Annotated in this window: 15 protein-coding genes; 2 read left to right on the forward strand and 13 right to left on the reverse strand. The window is 29.1% G+C overall.

Features of this window, described 5'->3' with window-relative positions:
• Window positions 1-84: 84 nt before the first annotated feature.
• The 4 genes from CS899_RS03185 to CS899_RS03200 all read right to left on the reverse strand — a co-directional run bounded on the left by CS899_RS03185 (window position 85) and on the right by CS899_RS03200 (window position 4,087).
• Complete coding sequence (locus CS899_RS03185; protein WP_099203498.1) at window positions 85-447, reverse strand: YccF domain-containing protein; 363 nt, start codon at window positions 445-447, stop codon at window positions 85-87.
• Window positions 448-585: 138 nt separating this feature from the next.
• Window positions 586-1,767 (reverse strand): M24 family metallopeptidase, encoded by a 1,182-nt coding sequence (locus CS899_RS03190; protein ID WP_099203499.1) that lies wholly within the window; start codon window positions 1,765-1,767, stop codon window positions 586-588.
• Between the two features lie 16 nt (window positions 1,768-1,783).
• Entirely contained in the window at window positions 1,784-3,316 is a 1,533-nt protein-coding gene (locus CS899_RS03195) for an AbgT family transporter (RefSeq protein ID WP_099203500.1), read from the reverse strand.
• Between the two features lie 231 nt (window positions 3,317-3,547).
• Entirely contained in the window at window positions 3,548-4,087 is a 540-nt protein-coding gene (locus CS899_RS03200; protein ID WP_099203501.1) for a ClbS/DfsB family four-helix bundle protein, read from the reverse strand.
• A gap of 97 nt (window positions 4,088-4,184) precedes the next feature.
• Between CS899_RS03200 and CS899_RS03205 the strand changes: the two genes are divergently transcribed.
• Window positions 4,185-4,730 (forward strand): GNAT family N-acetyltransferase, encoded by a 546-nt coding sequence (locus tag CS899_RS03205; RefSeq protein ID WP_207204727.1) that lies wholly within the window; start codon window positions 4,185-4,187, stop codon window positions 4,728-4,730.
• Here CS899_RS03205 and CS899_RS03210 read toward each other — a convergent pair.
• Window positions 4,727-5,371 carry a GyrI-like domain-containing protein gene (locus tag CS899_RS03210; protein ID WP_099203503.1) on the reverse strand — a complete coding sequence of 215 codons (645 nt, stop codon included), beginning with the start codon at window positions 5,369-5,371 and terminating at the stop codon, window positions 4,727-4,729. The two genes, CS899_RS03205 and CS899_RS03210, sit on opposite strands and share 4 nt — an antisense overlap.
• A gap of 11 nt (window positions 5,372-5,382) precedes the next feature.
• Entirely contained in the window at window positions 5,383-6,195 is an 813-nt protein-coding gene (locus CS899_RS03215; protein WP_099203504.1) for a MerR family transcriptional regulator, read from the reverse strand.
• Window positions 6,196-6,899: 704 nt separating this feature from the next.
• Here CS899_RS03215 and CS899_RS03220 point away from each other — a divergent pair.
• Entirely contained in the window at window positions 6,900-7,685 is a 786-nt protein-coding gene (locus CS899_RS03220; protein WP_099203505.1) for a hypothetical protein, read from the forward strand.
• Between the two features lie 105 nt (window positions 7,686-7,790).
• On the opposite strand, the gene CS899_RS03225 is transcribed toward CS899_RS03220, so the two are convergent.
• The 7 genes from CS899_RS03225 to CS899_RS03255 form a co-directional block, all read right to left on the reverse strand.
• On the reverse strand, window positions 7,791-8,372 hold the full coding sequence (locus CS899_RS03225) for a TMEM175 family protein (protein WP_099203506.1): 582 nt from the start codon (window positions 8,370-8,372) through the stop codon (window positions 7,791-7,793).
• 418 nt (window positions 8,373-8,790) lie between these two features.
• A complete protein-coding gene (locus CS899_RS03230) occupies window positions 8,791-10,152 on the reverse strand; it encodes a hypothetical protein (protein WP_099203507.1) in 1,362 nt (453 codons plus the stop codon).
• A gap of 97 nt (window positions 10,153-10,249) precedes the next feature.
• Complete coding sequence (gene nifJ / locus CS899_RS03235) at window positions 10,250-13,801, reverse strand: pyruvate:ferredoxin (flavodoxin) oxidoreductase (RefSeq protein ID WP_099203508.1); 3,552 nt, start codon at window positions 13,799-13,801, stop codon at window positions 10,250-10,252.
• Between the two features lie 92 nt (window positions 13,802-13,893).
• The gene (gene hprK / locus CS899_RS03240; RefSeq protein ID WP_099203509.1) at window positions 13,894-14,823 is read right to left on the reverse strand and encodes an HPr(Ser) kinase/phosphatase; all 930 of its coding nucleotides are present in this window, start codon (window positions 14,821-14,823) and stop codon (window positions 13,894-13,896) included.
• A 3-nt stretch (window positions 14,824-14,826) separates the two neighbouring features.
• On the reverse strand, window positions 14,827-16,671 hold the full coding sequence (uvrC, locus tag CS899_RS03245; RefSeq protein ID WP_099203510.1) for an excinuclease ABC subunit UvrC: 1,845 nt from the start codon (window positions 16,669-16,671) through the stop codon (window positions 14,827-14,829).
• A gap of 87 nt (window positions 16,672-16,758) precedes the next feature.
• Window positions 16,759-17,820 (reverse strand): hypothetical protein, encoded by a 1,062-nt coding sequence (locus CS899_RS03250; protein WP_129582277.1) that lies wholly within the window; start codon window positions 17,818-17,820, stop codon window positions 16,759-16,761.
• Between the two features lie 158 nt (window positions 17,821-17,978).
• The gene (locus tag CS899_RS03255) at window positions 17,979-19,028 is read right to left on the reverse strand and encodes a glycoside hydrolase family protein (RefSeq protein WP_099203512.1); all 1,050 of its coding nucleotides are present in this window, start codon (window positions 19,026-19,028) and stop codon (window positions 17,979-17,981) included.
• Between the last annotated feature and the right edge of the window lie 8 nt (window positions 19,029-19,036).

Consider the following 19,036-nt stretch of genomic DNA (forward strand, 5'->3'; position numbering starts at 1 on the left):
GATAAATATATCACCTTATTTGTATAATGTCAATCTATGAAATAAAAAAACAGGTAATAAATACCTGTTTTGTAAAATATTAATTTAGTAAACTTTTGCTCCAAAAGGCATAAGTGCCAGTTTTGCAAACTTAAAGCATTGTAGGCCAAAAGGAATCCATATTATAGTTATACAAAGAATTAAGCCATTTAAAATAGCTGCTAATGCTAATGGAATACCACTTAATATTATCCAAAATACATTTGCGACTGCTGATATTACTCCCATCTCACCATAGGTAACTTCTTTTCCAAAAGGTAAAAACACAAATCCCGCTATTTTAAAACACTGTAATCCAATGGGTATTCCTATTATAGTTATACACCATAGTACTCCTGCTAATGTCCAACCTAATCCTTGCCAAAGTCCTGAAAATATAAACCAAATTAAATTACCTAAACATCCCATAAATTTACTCCTACATAATATAAAATACTTTCTAAATACATTATATATTAAGTTATAATGGTTTATTATTACAACAATTCAACAATTTGCAAATAAAAAGGACTATAATAGTTATTCTATAGTCCTTTAAAACAAGCTTTATATATAATGAGGAGTTTTAGGTGTTAAAATCTCTGCTCCTGTTTCTGTAATTAAAACCATATCTTCAATATTAAATCCGTTAAAATTATCTATATAACAAGGAACTTCCATTGCAAGTACCATTCCAGGTTCTAAAACTCTAGTTTCATTAGCTGTTATATATGGTGCTTCTGCTGTTTGAGGTCCCATACTTATACTATGCCCTAAATGTCCCCTTTTGTAGATGGAATATTTTTCTTTAACATAATTAAAACCAATATTAAATAATTCATTTATTGGAAGTCCTGGTTTAGCTGATTTAATCATAAGCCTTTGAGCTTCGTAAAGCATATCTTTTAAATTGTAAAGTTCAGAATCTGCACCTTCCATAACCCACGACCTAGAAGTGTCAGTAGTGTAAAAATCAAAACCTGCATTTACACCAGCATCATATTTTACAACATCACCTTTTTTTATAATACCATCTTCTGGAATAGTAAGCCTTGCTCCATTTGCTCCTGTTGAAAACATAGACCAAGCACTTGGAACACAAATGCCAGACTTTATTACATTTTCTTTAAAGCACTGAGAAAGATTTTGTTCTGATACACCTATTTTTACCATTTTACTAACTTCATAAAAAGCATTATCAGCAACAGAGCATATGTTTCTAAAAACTTCAATTTCTTCTCTTGTTTTAACTGATCTTGCATAAATAAACAAATCAGAAATATTTACAAATTTAGCATTTGGCAAACTTTCTAAAAGTTGATTATAGTAATTTATTGGTAAAAAATCTAACTCCAAACCAATATTCTTATTTTCAAGTCCAAGTTCTTTTACAGACTCTAACATAACTTCAAAAGAATTTTTAAAATTTGACTCTTCCATGGGTATATCTTTAACTAAATTATCCCAATTTCTAACTCCAACCCAAGTAGAATATGGTTTTATAATATGTTCATCACTTTTGTTTTTCTTTGTAAAAGTTGGATATTCAAAATCCATAGTTATACCATGAGTTTTGACATTCTCTTTTGAAGATATTACACCGACAGAAAATCCTGCTTGTCTTGAAACCGTATGTTGATGTCCCCCAAATCCAAGAACGTAATGCAAGTTTTCTGGTGAAGAAACTATAGCACCATCAATATTTTTTTCTCTTAATAGTTTTTTTATTTTTTCTTGTTTTGATTTCATAATTTTCCCTTTTACTTTAATAAAAAATTGTTGCTCCTGGCCCAATAGGGAGACCTAATAAATACCAAAGAATAAACATTAAAATCCAACTTATTAAAAATCCTACTGAATATGGTAGCATGGTGGATACTACCGAACCAATTCCCGCTTTTTTATCATACTTTTGGAAAAATGCAACAGTTAAAACAAAAAACGGCATTAATGGGGCAATAATATTTGTACTAGAGTCACCTATTCTGTAGGCAAGTTGAGTCATTTCTGGAGAAATACCAAGTTGCATAAACATTGGCACAAATACCGGAGCCATCATAGCCCATTTAGCAGAATCAACTGCTATAAATATGTTTATAAAGGATGTCAATATAATAAAGCAAATAAGTAATGGCAACCCTATAAATCCAATATTTTCAAGTAAATTAGCCCCCTTTACAGACATTACCACTCCCATATTGGAATATTCAAAAGCTCCATTAAATTGTGCAGCAAAAAATATTAAAACTATAAAACTAGATAAACCAGAAACTGCCTTTTCCATTAATTTAATAATATCTTTTTCACTTTTTAAAGTTCGAGCACCATAACCATATGCAATACCTGGAATCATAAATAAAAGCATCATAATAACTATAATTCCACTCATAAATGGAGATGATAATATTCCTCCCGTTTTTGGATCTCTAAGTAAAGCATTTTTTGGCAATACTAAAACTAAAACAAGAGCTATATACAAAATAGTTGCTATACCTGCAAATTTCATACCTCTTTTTTCATCTACAGTAACTACACCAGCCTCTTCTTTTTTATCTGGTGTATACTTTGGTAATCGAGGTTCTATAATTTTATCAGTAATAAAAGTTCCTACAATGACAAGTAGAAAAGTTGAAACAAACATAAAATACCAGTTTGAAATAGGTGGAACAACATAGTTTGCGTCAATAGTTTGAGCTGCAGTTGTAGACATTCCGGCAAATAAAGGATCATTACTTCCAATCAAAAGGTTTGCACTCCATCCACCCGAAACTCCTGCAAATGCCGCTGCAAGACCTGCAATGGGATGACGTCCAAAAGCCATAAACAAAATTGCACCAAGTGGAACAAGGACAACATAACCTGTTGAACTTGCAACATTTGACATTATTCCTAAGAATATAACAACTGAAGTCAACAAAAACTTAGGAGTATTTAATGCAATTCTACGCATTAATGCAGCAATCAAACCACTACCATCTGCAACTCCAACCCCAAGCATAATCGTTAATACAGTACCAAGTGCAAAAAAACCTGTAAAATTACTGATTGTTGAAGTTAAAATATGTACAAGTCCATCTCTGCTAATAAGATTTTTTACAGCAACCGTTGTCTCTTGTAATTTACCTTCAACTATTGCATCGTATGTTACCTTTGCCCCAAGCTTATTAAAAACAAACGACAATACTATTACAAGTAAAAACAATCCAAAAAATAAAGTCGCTGGACTTGGTAGTGCATTACCAATTTTTTCCACTCTATCTAAAGCACGAGTAGATAAATTTCTTTTTTTCTTTTTCATAAGTTCCCTCCCTTTCAATTTACATAATTATAGTTAATTTACTTACTTAATTAAGTAACTATACTAGTATCATATAGTTTTTTATTAAAAATTAAAATATTTTAGTGTAGAAAATTAACTTATACAATTATTTTGTTTAAAAATTGTAAATATTTACTTAAAAATAAAATTTAAAATTATTTTTAATAAGATATTAGAATTTTAACTAAATAAAAAAGAGCCTTTCAGCTCTTATTTATTTCTAACTACTTTTAGATATTTTCTAAGTTTTTTCATAGCCCAGTCATAGTGACTACTAGTTGTAGAAACAAAGTAACTTCCTAAAGTGGAACCACCTACCCACAAAAATACATTTTTAGAAAATAACTCATCATTTGAAAACTTCTCAGCTAAACAAACAACTTTTTTATGACTTTCTAAAATCATATCTTTAGCCTTTTCTAATGATGTATCTTGATGATTTTCCCAAAACTCTACGTTCATATCACCATAAGTTTTCCAGTTGTAACCTTCCTTTAAAAAAGATTTTTCATTACCACTTATATTAGAATCTACCCAGTTAAGTAAAAGCATATGCCATTCATATAAATGAATTAAAATATCCCTAAGGTTTTTATCCCTGCCCCAATGTCTTTCTTTACCTATAAAATCTCCATAGACAAGAGTTCCATTTTCTTCACTTTCACTCATTTTATTAATTATATCCCATAGCTTTTCAAACTTACTATTTGCCGATTCTATCAAATCAACTTTTGTACTTGCCCTTGCCATAAACTTCCTCCTATCTTTTCTATTTGCTAGTAAAATAAAAATAAACTATACTTATTTTAAGATTAATAATACCTAAACAATTAGAAAGGTTATACATATGATATTAGAAACAAAAAGATTAATACTATCTTCTCCAAAAGAAGTTAGTGAAATACCACTTACAAAATACCTAAATAGAAACAAACTCTTTCTAAGAGAATTTGAACCATTAAAACCAGAAAATTACTACACAGAAGAATTTCAAAAATCACTTCTTACAATACAACAATATGAGTGGAACAACGGACAAAATTATAAATTATATATTTCTACAAAATTAGAAAAAGATAAAATAATAGGATTTGTATCATTAAGTAATGTTGTAATGGGAGCATTTTGTTCCTGTTTCCTAGGTTACCAACTAGACAAAGACTACTGCAATAACGGCTATATGACAGAAGCTGTAAAAGAAGTCGTAAACTTTGCCTTTAACAAATTACATTTACACCGAATAGAAGGAAATGTAATGCCTAAAAATATTCCGTCAATAAAAGTATTAGAAAAATGTGGTTTTGTAAACGAAGTAATCTCTAAAAACTACCTCAAAATAAATGGTATTTGGGAAGATCATATACATTTTGTAAAACTAAACCATTCCCTTTAAACGCTAATACTCTTTTCTACACAATATCTTAAAACAGTTTTTTGCTTTTCTGGCTCTGACTTTCTAGGGTCAGTTAAGTAAATTTCTTTATGTACCATACTTAATCTTTTTAAATTATTTTCCTTACAAAATTCATCTAATAGTCCAAAAGAACTACTTTCAGTATCATAAGAACCTTTATGAAGTATTTGAACACAAAGACCTTCTTCAATTTCTTCAAACTTAACCAAATTATTAAAATCATTTGGCTTTTTCTTAGAAACTTTCTCAATATTCTCTTTTGCAAGAACCTCTGTAACAAAATCAGGTTGGCGAATCATTAACTTATATGTTAAATCATTCTTAGAAAAAGAACCCGTTTCTTTAAAACTTTTTCTTCCATTCTTATTCAAGTCCCACACTCCCTCCAAAGGATAAACAGTATATTCAAAGTATCCTTCAGGAGTTACACCGTTTTTAGGCATCATTCTAATACCGTAACTCATAGCATAAAGTGCACCAACAGCCTCTTTAAAAGTTTCACCATTAGGATTACCACACCCTTTAACAGTATAATACTTAAACTTTGGTACATTAATTTCTACAGCTTTTTCCTTTGGCAAATAAACTTCCTTTTCCTTTTTTCTCCACTCGTACTTCATAAATTTCCTATCTACCTTTCTATAAAATAACATGCTTCTGTAACATATTCATCTTCATTTTCCGTTTGTGCCGGAGAAACATGGAATATATTAGCCATACTTCCACTAAGCTCTAAATTATTTTGTTCCACATAATAAGCAATAGCTTCAACAACTTTGTGCATTTGCTCATAACTACCTGTAAATACAACAGAAACTACATCACTTTCCTCAGTTTCATAAAACTTAAAATCTCCTGTATCATCATCTAAATCATCTACAGTAACTTGAATTTCAACATCTACATTCTCTTCCTTGTATTCATCATCATGATAAACTGCCATAGTATAACCATCATAAATCGGTTTAATATTGTTTTTACCTATAAATTCGTAAAGCTCATTCCACAAAAGTCCCTCACTATAATAATTAGGAATTTTCTTTCTTAAAGAAATAACACGTCTTTTAGGAATTACTTTCTCAATAATATTGTATTTAATCATACTTAAATTTCTATTTAACTCTGAAACTTTTTTAAGCATTGTCATTTGCTTTTCAAGCTTCTCCTGTTCCTCTTTAATTTCAGCAATTCTAAACTTGTAATGAGAAATTAACTCCTCTTCCTCACTTTCATTTTTAATTAAAGTTGCAATCATCTTTAAAGAAAAACCTAACTCTTTATAAGTGTTAATCTTAGAAGCAACTTCAAGTTCCTTTGCTGAGTAATACCTAAAATTTGTTTTTTCATCAACCATACTTGGTTTTAATAACCCTATTTCATCATAATGTCTAAGCATTTTTATAGTTATATTAGATAACTTGGAAAAATCTCCTATTTTAAACATATAAATCTCCTTAAATATTTATTTATTAATACAATTATACTATCTCCCACAATGGGAGAGTCAAGAAACACTTTATAATATCAGATAATTATATTTATGTCTAACTAATAATTATTGATTGAATATTAACTATAATTTTGTTATACTCTAGTTGTTAATAAAAAACCTTTATTTTACAGTATATTACTAATGTTTTGCACTTTAGGAGGTGAAGAAATGAATTTTAAGTCTATCATTAAAAATTATTCTAGATGACTTTGAGTTAATTTAAGCTTAGAGTTTGCTAAGCAAGAACCCAAAAATTCTTTTCTTCATCAGCCTACCTTTATATATCTATAGAGATGGTTTATTTTAGTACAACTAAAAAAAGATGAAGAAAACATATTATTTACTAATATGTTTTTTTGTATGCTTAAAATTAATTTAGTCATCTATAGACTTAGTGTGCTTAATTACAATGGAGATAAAGAATTAAAAAAATACAAGTATTAATAGTCAAATTGACTATTAATTTTAGTGCTTGTTAGTTTTAGAATTAAATAATTTTAATGATAGCTGTTTTAACTGCAATTTGTTAGTCAACAAAATTAATTACAGAAAGGAACTTAAAATGAAACAGCAAATATCAAATACTTTATCTCGAAAAATTAATATAATATTAATTTCTCCAAAAATTTTAAATTGTAACACAATGGTGATAAGCCATGAAAATTAAAAATAATTATATTGTAGAAACTGCATTAATGACACATGGTGTTGCAGATTTACTAAAAATGGAAATCTTATCACTTTGGGGAAACAACGATTCAGACTTTGTTTGGTTGGATAAAGGAAATTTAAAAGTTGGAAAATTATATGAGTTTTTAAAATTCAAAAATAATAATTCAATAGAACACAGAGTAAATAGTGAAAATTACGAAGAAGCTAAGAAAAATAAACTTACAGCAGCACTTACAGCTTCTGGAACATTATGTGCTGGAGAAGAACTAAATGTTGAATATGCTGTATCTTGTAGTATAAGTGGAGTAAGTCCTTTTGAAAATAATATTATAACTCCTGACCTACATAAAATAGTTGAGTCAGACGTAACACTAATAGCAACTTCTTTTAAAGATACAGTAAATAGAAAAGAATCTATAAAATGGCTTAGAAAAAGCGGAGTTTCAATATTTGGTAGAGAAAGTGAATTTAGTACTGGATTTATGTTTAATTTAGAGCCTGTACAACTACATGCTATATACCAAAAAAATATAAATATTTGGCACAAGCCTCAACTTTTACTAAACGAAGTCAGTCATTTAAGTCGTTTTGAAAATTTAGAACTGTTAAAAGAAATTATAAGAGCTGGAATAGAAGCTAGAAATAATGGAGAATATTTTCACCCAGCTGTAAATAATAAACTAGCAGAACTAACAGATGCTAGGTCCGCTATAATACAAATAAATTCCCTTTTAGACAATACTAAATGGGCAAAAGAAATTACTTCTTGAGTACAAAAAAGCTGGAGTTCCAGCTTTTTTTATTTTTTAATATTAATATGTAAATATTTTATTGACCTAAAACAAAATATAATTCACATTAAATTTTTATACTAACTAAATATTATCTTCATTAAAAATATTTTCAATTCTCTTACTTGGAACTATCCATAGTAAAATCATCATAATATTTATAACAGTAACCAAAATTGGTTTAATAAATACCCCCAAACAAATAGCAATAATATTTAAGAAAATAGAAAACAAAGTCTTTTTATGTCGTTTTAAATTAAAATTATTGTCCTTACTAGTAACCTTATTAATAGTAATAATTAAAACAAAAAATGCAATATCCGCTAGTAAAATTACAACACCACAAAGTAGCTGAGGAAATAGGCTAAACAAATGCTCACTAATCCAAGAAGTAGCAAAAGGAAAAAGAGTTAAAGAAAACAAAAAGAAATTATTAGCCCACAAAATCTTACCATTTACTCTTTTTACAATCTGAAATAAGTGATGATGATTGTTCCAATAAACTGCAACAACAGTAAAACTAAATAAATACACAAATAACTTCTTTTCAATACCTTGCAAATCTCTAAAAGAATCACCAGCAGGAGCCGAAATATTTAAAACTAAAATAGTAATAACAATAGCCATTACACCATCAGAAAAAGCCTCAAGCCTACTTTTTGACATATACTCACCTCGATTTATAAATTTATATACTGTATCTATAAAAATATTATAACATTCAAAGCTAATCTATAACATCAGAATATTTGCAAGACATTTATTTACAAAAAAACAGCTAGTTAATTAGCTCTTTAAACCACTCTCAATAAAAATATTATATTCAGAAATACCAAAAGATAAATTTGGACTTCTAAAACCATTTAAAAAATTATAAGTATCACTTTCAAGTAATTAAAAATCCTTGTTATCTCTTATAATAGAATTAAAATATCATAATATTTTTTGTATTCCTTTCTTACCTATAATGATTTAAAATAAATAGTAATTATTCCTATTATTAATATTATTTCAGAGTAATGAAAAATTTTATTTTTGTTCAATTTTTTACTCTAATATTAAAAAATATAATAATTTAATAACTTTATTCATTTTTATCATTTACTTTTCCAATTTTATATTTATGAAAAATTTCACTTAACATATATTTTTGTTTACTTGATAATGAAGGTAAAGTATCATAATACTCTAATAAATCAACTAATAACTTTACTTTCCAAGGAACTATTAATATATTATGCATATCTATTGTATTTTTATATATTTTAGTCAATATTTTTTCTATTCCATATGGTGTAAGATTTTTTAACATTTCTAAGTAATATGGATAAGCAGAATGTGAAATTCCATAAGAATTTCCTAAATAGCACATAAATACTACATCAATGTATTCTGGAATTATTAACTTAGGAATAGGATTTAAATCCTTAGATATTTCTATTAATCGTTCTGCAAAAATTGGTTCATTATAAAAATTATTCATTCCATAGTGTGCATTTTCTAGCTGGGTTATTGCTTTTTTTAGAATAGATATTTGTTCCTCTTCACCTAATATACTCAACAAACCCATTCTTTCAAAAAATTTTTTTGCTAAACTATGAGAAGTATCTGTCCCTATTATTCTAGAAGTATTATATTTTTCAATTAGATCTGTTTGTATTTTCGAATCTACAATATCTTTTAATTTAATTGCCAAGTTTAATGAATTATTTCTCTTAGTTGGCAAGTTTTCTTCTTTTGTAAAATTAGAGTATAATATTTTCATTATAAGTTCTTTTTGTAATTTAAATGTATTTCTTATGTTAGAGGCTAAATTATTTAAATTTTCATCTGTAGTATCTTGATTTTCTAAAGTTTTATTTAAAACCTTTATATCTATTCCTTCTTCTATATTTTCATTTGATAATGCATATTTACAACATCTACTAATAAAAGTAATCAGCTCTCTATCATCTATTTCTATTTCTGTTGGATGAGCAGCTGATGCTTGGTTTCTAATCTCTCTAGCTTGATTTAGGAAGAAAAATCCTTGTTCTGAAATAATATTAAGCTGATAACTTATTTTTAATAATTCTGAGTCTGTTATTTTTATTAAAAAATCATCATCTATTTTTCCTTCTAAAAAATTCGCTCTCATTTCTTCACCAAAATTCTTCACCCTTGATTTCAATTCATTCATAGCACTATTCCAAATATATACAATAGCACTATCAAATAATCCTACTGACACGGCTACGCATAACCTAGCAATAAATTTATCCCTTAATCTAATTGGAACTTTATTTAATTCTCGTGGTAAAAGTGATAAAGCAATATCAATATCATTTTTAGAAGGTAATAAATCTCTTGGAATACTCAATTCATCAGTTATATTTGCTACAATATCATTTCCTGTGTTTATTAAATTTTCATTATTGAATTTTATAATACTACTATTATTTTCCATATATCTCTCCTTATATAATATTAAATATATTATATAATATTACACAGAAAAAAAGAACTCTACTTTGTAGAGTTCTTTTCTTTTATATTACTATATTTTATTCTTCTGTTTTACTATAATCGTAACTTGCCATTCTCTTATAGTTTTCATATCTTTCTGTTGCATCTCTTTCAGCTTCTGCAAATAGTATTTCTGCATCTTCAGGGAATGAACGTTTAAGTGAAGTATATCTTACTTCTGAGTTTATAAACTCTTGGAATGAAGCTTTTGGCTCTTTTGAATCTAATTGGAATGGATTCTTTCCTTCTTCTTTAAGTCTTGGATCGAATCTGTATAGGTGCCAATAACCTGCTTCTACTGCTTTTTTCTCTTGTCTTTGAGTTGTTCCCATACCTGTTCTTATTCCGTGGTTTATACATGGAGCGTAAGCTATGATTAGTGATGGACCTGGATAAGCTTCTGCCTCTCTTATAGCTTTTATTGTTTGAGCTTGGTTTGCTCCCATTGCTATTTGAGCTACATATACATAACCATATGTTGTTGCCATTAAGCCTAGATCTTTCTTTCTAATTCTCTTACCAGCTGTTGCAAATTTAGCTACTGCAGCTGTTGGTGTTCCTTTTGATGATTGTCCACCTGTATTTGAGTAAACTTCTGTATCCATTACTAAAATGTTTACATCTTGTCCACTTGCTATTACATGGTCTAATCCACCATACCCAATGTCATAAGCCCATCCGTCTCCACCAAATATCCAAACTGATTTTTTAATTAGATAGTCTTGTCTTGCAACTATTCTATCTATTAAGTGATCTGCTTTTTCATTTCCTGTGTTCGGTACTAATAAAGGTAACATTTCAGCTGTTGCTTCTTTTGAACCTTTTGCATCTTCCATATTTGATATCCAGCTTTCAAATATTTCGTTAAGTGGTGAGTCTATTCCTAGTTCAACAAATTCTTGCATTAAGAATTTAATTTTTTCTCTAGTTTTTTCTACTCCTAAATGCATACCAAATCCATATTCAGCGTTATCTTCAAATAATGAGTTAGCCCATGATGGTCCTTTACCTGTTGCTGAATTTGTACAATATGTTGTAGCCGGAGCTGAACCTCCCCAAATTGATGAACATCCTGTTGCGTTTGCTATCATCATTCTATCGCCAAATAATTGTGTTATTAATTTTGCATAAGGTGTTTCTCCACAACCAGCACATGCTCCTGAGAACTCTAATAATGGTTGTTTAAATTGACTTCCTTTTACTGTTGTATCAGCTATTAAGTCTTCTTTGTATCCTACTACATCATGTGCGTAGTTCCAGTTATCTTTTTGTGCTTGATATTGTTCTTCAAAAGGTTTCATTATTAATGATTTTTCTTTTGATGGACATACGTCAGCACAGTTACCACAACCTGTACAGTCAAGTGGACTTACTTGCATTCTAAATGTTAATCCTTCTAAGCCTTTACCTATAGCTTTTTTACTTTCAAAGTTTTCTGGTGCATTTTCTTTTTCTTCTTCTGTTATTAAGAATGGTCTGATTACTGCATGAGGACAAACGTAAGCACATTGGTTACATTGTATACAGTTATCCATTTGCCATTCTGGAACTTCTAATGCTATTGCTCTCTTTTCGTAAGCTGATGTTCCCATTGGGAATTCGCCATTTGCTCTATCTGCAAATTTAGATACTGGTAAATCATTACCTTCTTGTGCATTCATAGGTATTACTACTTCTCTAACAAATTCTGGTATGTTTGTATCTTTAGTATCATCTGCATCTAAAGTAGCCCAAGCAGCTGGAACTTCTATTTCTACCATAGAATTTATTCCTTCATCTACTGCTTTGTAGTTCATATTTACTATATCTTCACCTTTTCTACCGTAAGCTTTTACTATTGCTTCTTTAAGTTTTGCAATTGCTTCGTCTAAAGGTAAAACTTTTGATAATTTGAAGAATGCTGATTGCATTACCATGTTAATTCTTCCACCAAGTCCTATTTCTGATGCTATTTTAGAAGCATTAACTGTGTAGAACTTAATGTCATTTTCTGCAATGTATCTTTTCATTGAATTAGGTAAATGTGTTTCTAATTCTTCTGGTGACCAAATACAGTTAAGTAGGAATGTACCACCTTTTTTAAGACCTCTCAATAACTTGTATTGGTTTACATATGATTGTTTTGAACAAGATATAAAGTCTGCACTATCTACATAGTATGTTGATTTTATTGGCTGATTTCCAAATCTTAAATGAGATATTGTTACCCCACCTGATTTTTTGGAATCGTACTCAAAGTATCCTTGTGCGTACATATCTGTTCCATCACCTATAATTTTTATAGCTGATTTGTTAGCTCCTACTGTTCCATCTGAACCGAAGCCCCAGAATTTACAGTTAATTGTTCCTTCTGGTGAAGTATGAATATCTTCTTGTACTTCTAATGATCTATTTGTAATATCATCTACTATTCCTATAGTAAATCTTGTTTTTCTATTTTCATTTGCTAAGTTGTCATATACTGCAACTATTTGAGCTGGTGTTGTATCTTTTGAACCAAGTCCATATATACCACCAATTATTACTGGTTGAGCTTCTTCATCATAGTAAGCTGATTTTACATCTAAGTATAATGGCTCTCCTAATGAACCTTTTTCTTTTGTTCTATCTAAAACAGCTATTCTTTTTACTGTTTTTGGAATTACATTTAACATATGCTCTTTTGAGAATGGTCTGTATAAGTGAACTTTTACAACTCCAACTTTTCTTCCTTGAGCTTGTAAGTAATCTATTGTTTCTTCTATAGTTTCAGTTACTGAACCCATAGCTACTATTATATCTTCTGCATCTTCTGCACCATAGTAGTTGAATAAACCATAGTTTCTTCCAGTAATTTTATTTATTTCATTAATATATCCTTCTGCAACGCCTACTATGTCATCATAGTATTTGTTTGAAGCTTCTACTGATTGGAAATAGATATCTGGATTTTGTGCTGTACCCATTGTTTTAGGTCTTTCAGGATTTAAAGAATTGTTTCTAAATTCATCTATTGCGTCATGGTCTACTAATTTAAATAATTCATCATAATCCATAACTTCAATTTTTTGAATTTCATGTGATGTTCTAAATCCATCAAAGAAGTGTAAGAAAGGAACTTTCCCTTTTATAGCTGATAAATGTGCTACTGAACCTAAATCCATAACTTCTTGTACTGAACCTGATGCAAGTAAAGCAAATCCTGTTTGTCTTGCAGCCATAACATCTTGATGATCTCCGAATATACTTAAAGCATGTGATGCTAAAGCTCTTGCTGAAACATGGAACACCCCTGGAAGTAACTCTCCTGCAATTTTGTACATGTTTGGTATCATCAACAAAAGTCCTTGTGATGCTGTAAATGTAGTAGATAATGAACCAGCAGCCAAAGCTCCGTGCATTGCTCCTGCAGCACCTGCTTCAGATTGTAATTCAGAAACTAAAACTCTTTGTCCAAACATATTTTTTCTACCATTTGCTGACCATTCATCTGCATATTCTGCCATTGTAGATGAAGGTGTTATTGGATAGATTGATGCAACATCTGTAAAGGCATATGCAACATGAGCTGCAGCCATATTACCATCCATAGTCATCATTTTCTTTGCCATTGTAATTAAAAACCCCCTATTTATTTTAAAATTAATTTTTAAGTTAATCTTTTCACTCAAGTTGTAATTATATATTCATCATTTGGTTATTGTCAACTTCTCGCGTCACTTTCCATACTTGCAAATAACCTTTTGTTCAATTCTAATGCTGCGTTATATCCAAGTGACCTTTGTCTGTAATTTCTAACCGCAACTTCTACTATCATTGCGACATTTCTTCCTGGTTTAACTGGGATTGTAACTTCATTTACTTGAACTCCAAGTATTTCTGTGAAATTATCGTCAATTCCTAATCTATCATATTCTTTATCATCATCCCACTGTTCTAGCGATACTACCATGTCAATATTAGTGAATGATTTAATACTACCTACCCCATATAGTCTTTGAATATCTAAAATTCCTATTCCTCTTATTTCAAGAAAATGCCTAATATTTTTAGGTGCTTGTCCTACAAGTCCTGTTTCAAGTTTTCTAACTTCCACAACATCATCCGCAACCAAACGGTGTCCCCTAATAATAAGGTCAAGAGCTGTTTCTGATTTACCTACCGAACTTTTTCCTACTATTAAAACACCAACTCCATAAATTTCCATTAACCCTGCATGCATAGTAACTTCTTCGCTAAGTACATAGTCAAGTTTTTCATCTATCTTGCTTATTAGCCTTGTAGTTGGTCTATCTGAGCGAACCAAAGTTCTGTTGTGTTTTTCTGCTAATTCTATAACATATTGTGGTATTTCCGCCCAATGTGAATAAATTAGGCAAGGTATATCATATGACATTATACCTTCTATTCTTTCATATTTTAATTCATCTGACAGTGATTTTAAGTATACATTTTCTGTTTTCCCTATAACTTGAAGTCTTTTAAAAGGAAATTGTTCATAAAAACCTGCCAGTTGAATACCTGGTCTATTTACTTGTGAATTCGTTATAAAAATATCTTCATAATCCGAACTTTTACTCACAACTGTAAGTTCCAAATCCCTACACAGTTGACTAAGTTTTATTCCCTTCATATATTACTCCTTGTGAAAAAATTTATATATACTCTCAGCTGCAGAAAGATTCATTTTATCAATCTTTGCTAATTCTTCTATACTTGCCTCTTTTATTTTCTTTATTGATTTAAAATATTTTATCAATGCTTTCTTTCTAACTACTCCTATTCCTTCTATTTCATCTAACTCTGATTTTTTAAGATCTCTTTCTCTAAGTTTTCTATGGTAGTTAATTGCAAACCTATGAGCCTCTTCTTGAATTTGAAATAAAAGTCTATATAAAGGAGATTTAACTTTTAATAGATATTCCGAATTTTTGTAAATTATACCTTTAGTTTTATGATAATCATCTTTTACAAGTCCCATTACTGGAATGTCTATGTTAAATTCTTTTAAAACTTCAAGAGCTACGTTCACTTGACCTTTCCCACCATCCATCAATATTATGGAAGGTTTTATTCCAAATCCAGTTGAAAAATTACCTTCTTTGTTTTCTATTAACATTCTAGAAAATCTTCTAGTTAGGACTTCTCTGTGACTTCCATAGTCATCTGCACCAACTACTGTTTTAATTTTAAACTTTCTGTATTCTTTTGGTGCTTTTTCGCCATTTATAAAAACTATCATGGAACCTACAGACTGAACACCCGAAATATTTGAAATGTCATAACACTCAACTCTATCAAAATCTTCTAAACCTGTAACTTTCTTTAATTCGTCGAAAGCTGAACTTTTACTTCTTTCCCTTTTGTGTTTACTAGTTATATATTTCTCTAGCATTTCTTTAGCATTTGCCTTAACTAGTTCGAGTTGTTTAACCTTTTCACCTCTTTGAGGTTTTGTTACTTTAACTGTACCTTTCTTTTCATTTGTCAAAAACTCCTCTATTGACTCAAGATCATCTGGTAAAGTATCTACCAAAATTTCCTTTGGAATAAATGCCATATCTAAGTAAAACTGTTTTAAGAAAGAACTCATTATTTCGCTATCATTTTCTTTAAAGCTATCTTCTATTAAGAAGTGCTCTCTATCTATAATTTTTCCATTTCGCATTAAAAACGCTTGGACACAAACATCTGTTCCATGTCTTTCTAATGCTATAATGTCCATGTTTGTACCTTTTGAGTTTCTTACTTTTTGTTTTTCGATTATAGCTTCAATATTTTCAATATTGTCTCTATACCTTGCTGCTAATTCAAAGTTAAGGTCTTTACTAGCCTTAAACATTTTTTCTCTAGTTTCTTCTATTATTTTATTTTCTTTTCCCTTTAAAAGCATTTCAACTTCATCTATATTTTTCATGTAGTCTTCTTCTGAAATATTTTTAATACAAGGAGCACTACATTTTTTTATAAAATAATACAAGCAAGGTCTTTTTAAATATTGTCCTTTGTCAAAGTTTAAAGTACAACGTCTAATTTTAAACATATTTAAGAATATTTCTATAATCTCAGTAACAGCATAAGCATTTGGAAATGGCCCATAATATTTAGAACCATCTTTTTTTATAACTCTTTCCTTTGTAATTCTCGGAAATTTTTCGTTACTTATCTTTATAAAAGGATATTTTTCACCATTTTTCAAAAGTATGTTGTATTTGGGTTGTTTATCCTTTATAAAATTTGACTCAAGAATTAAAGATTCTACTTCATTATCTACTATAATATATTCAAATCTTTTAATATGCTTAACCATTTCAATAACTTTGTCTGTTTTTCCAATATCAGAGCTAGTGAAATACTGTCTTACACGCTTTTTCAAATTCTTGGCCTTACCAACATAAATGATTTCATCATCGTCATTAAACATTAAATACACACCAGGATTATCTGGCAAGCGTTTTAATTCTTCCTTAATATTAAACATTCATTAACCTTTTCTAACTACACAAATCTGATTAAATTCACTTTTATTATATATTCTACTTGTGATTTTGCAAATGACACATAGCATTTACCTGTCTATTCTAATGAGAGAAGTATAACATTCTTTTTTAGTACTTATAGAAGAATAATACAAATTTATAAAATCATTATCTATTACCATACTAGATTTATATATTGTACTGTTGTCAAATCCTGTATCGCTAGGTTTAACTAGCATCTTCATATCTTTAAAACTTATTCCATCATCAGATTCAAACAAAAATAATAGTCCTTTTCCTGGAATATCTTTGTTATAAGACATGGCAAGTGCATAATATTTACTTCCTATCTTTTTAAATTCAGTATGCCAAGCAACATAATCTTTATATTCTTCTGTATATTGAAAATCTACAGCTTTCTTTTCTTCTATAATATTATTACCACTATACTTTATTTTTACATACCCCTCTGTTCCAAAAGACATATGATCTCTATAGTATATTTCGTAAATACCATCTTCATAGTTCACTGACGGAGCACCGTATCCATATCCTCCAGTTCCATAGTCAAAAACAACTTCCGGGTCAGACCAGTTGACAAGATCATTGGATTTTCGTCGTAATATTCTTGACTGTCTAGCTTGTTTATCGCTTTCTCTATACCATAATTCAAGTTCATTTCCATTTGAAAAAATCTCAGTATCTGAATAGTGAACTACCCCTGGTCTATTTGTTTTTGCAAGGGGATTTGTTAACCCATTTGGAACATTCCAATTTATTCCATCTTCCGATACTACAATAGATGGATTCTCTGTACTATCATTTGTATAGCTATATGGCGTAAAAGCCATTACCCATTTATACCCAAATTTTTTACTTGGATTGTAAAATACAGATGGATGTAAAAGTTGGTTATTACCAATGTATGTTGGTATTTTTAAATAACTTTTAGCATTTTCAAATGGACTTGACTGTTTGAATTTTTCTACCATATTTAATTTATAATTCAAATGTGCAGTACTTGATATTTTAATAGGCTTCCTTAACTCTATTTTTTTTAATGGCTTTTCATCATTTCTTTTATTTGAATCTGAATAAAATTTCTTAATTAATATTACAGATAAAATAACTAATAATAAACTAATACTCACTAAATTTCTCTTGGTTTTTTTTCTCATAATATACTATATTTCCTTTATTTATTTTATAAGAAATTCATCTATTTATTTCTTACAAAATAAATATTATCACATTAATATATACTTAGTTATTACAATACCATTACAAATTAATTAAAATTTACATTAAGTTATCCTTTAATTAATGATATATACGGCTTATTATCTTTACTTATTGAAGAATAATACAAATTTATAAAATCTTCAGTCACAACTAAACTGGATTTGTAAATAGTTTTATTATCAAATCCATCTTTGGTCGGCTTTAATACTAACTTCATATTCTTAAAATTCACACCATCGTCTGAATCGAACAAAAATAATTTTCCACCCTGCCATGGTGTAGATTTTGGATATGCCATAGTTAAAGCATAATATTTATCACCTATTTTTCTAAATTCAATATGCCATCCAACAAATTCTTTATACTCTTCAGTATATTCAAAATTTACAGGAATAGCTTCTTCTTTTATTTTGTTCTCTGAGTACTTTATTTTTACATAGCTTTCTTCTGCTAATTTCATTTTTTCTCTATAGTATATTTCATAAACATTATCTTTACATATAACACTTGGAGCACCATAACCAAAACCACCTGTTCCATAATCAAATATAATTTCTGGCTTGGACCAATTAACAGCATCTTTGGATTTTTGTCTTAATATTCTTGATAGCTTGGCAGGTTTATCACTTTGCCTATACCATAATTCTAACTCATTACCATTTGAAATAATTTCAGTGTCAGAATAGTGAATTTTATCTGGTTTATCTGTTATTGCTAGAGGATTTTTTAGCCCTTTGGGCTCTTTCCAATTTACTCCATCTTCTGATACAACTATTGAAGGATTTTCTGTAAAATCTTTTGATAAACTATATGGCGTAAAAGCCATTACCCATTTATAGCCAAATTTTCTATCTTCATCATAATATACTGATGGGTGTATCGCCTGATTATCTCTTTCAACATAAGTAGGAATTTCTAATGGCTCAACTGAATTTTCTAATGGTAAAGTTTTGTAGAACTCATTTAATAATCTTTCTTTTTTCTCAATTACTTCTTTGAGTTCTTGTTTATCAATTATTTTTATAGCATTTATTTCCTCTGTATTATTTATAAAAAAATCTTTTTTAATTAATGAACTTAGGAAAAAAACACCGACAATACATCCCAATAAAAACAAAAATTTTT

Source organism: Miniphocaeibacter massiliensis (assembly GCF_900232905.1).
GTDB classification, from domain to species: Bacteria; Bacillota; Clostridia; order Tissierellales; family Peptoniphilaceae; genus Miniphocaeibacter; species Miniphocaeibacter massiliensis.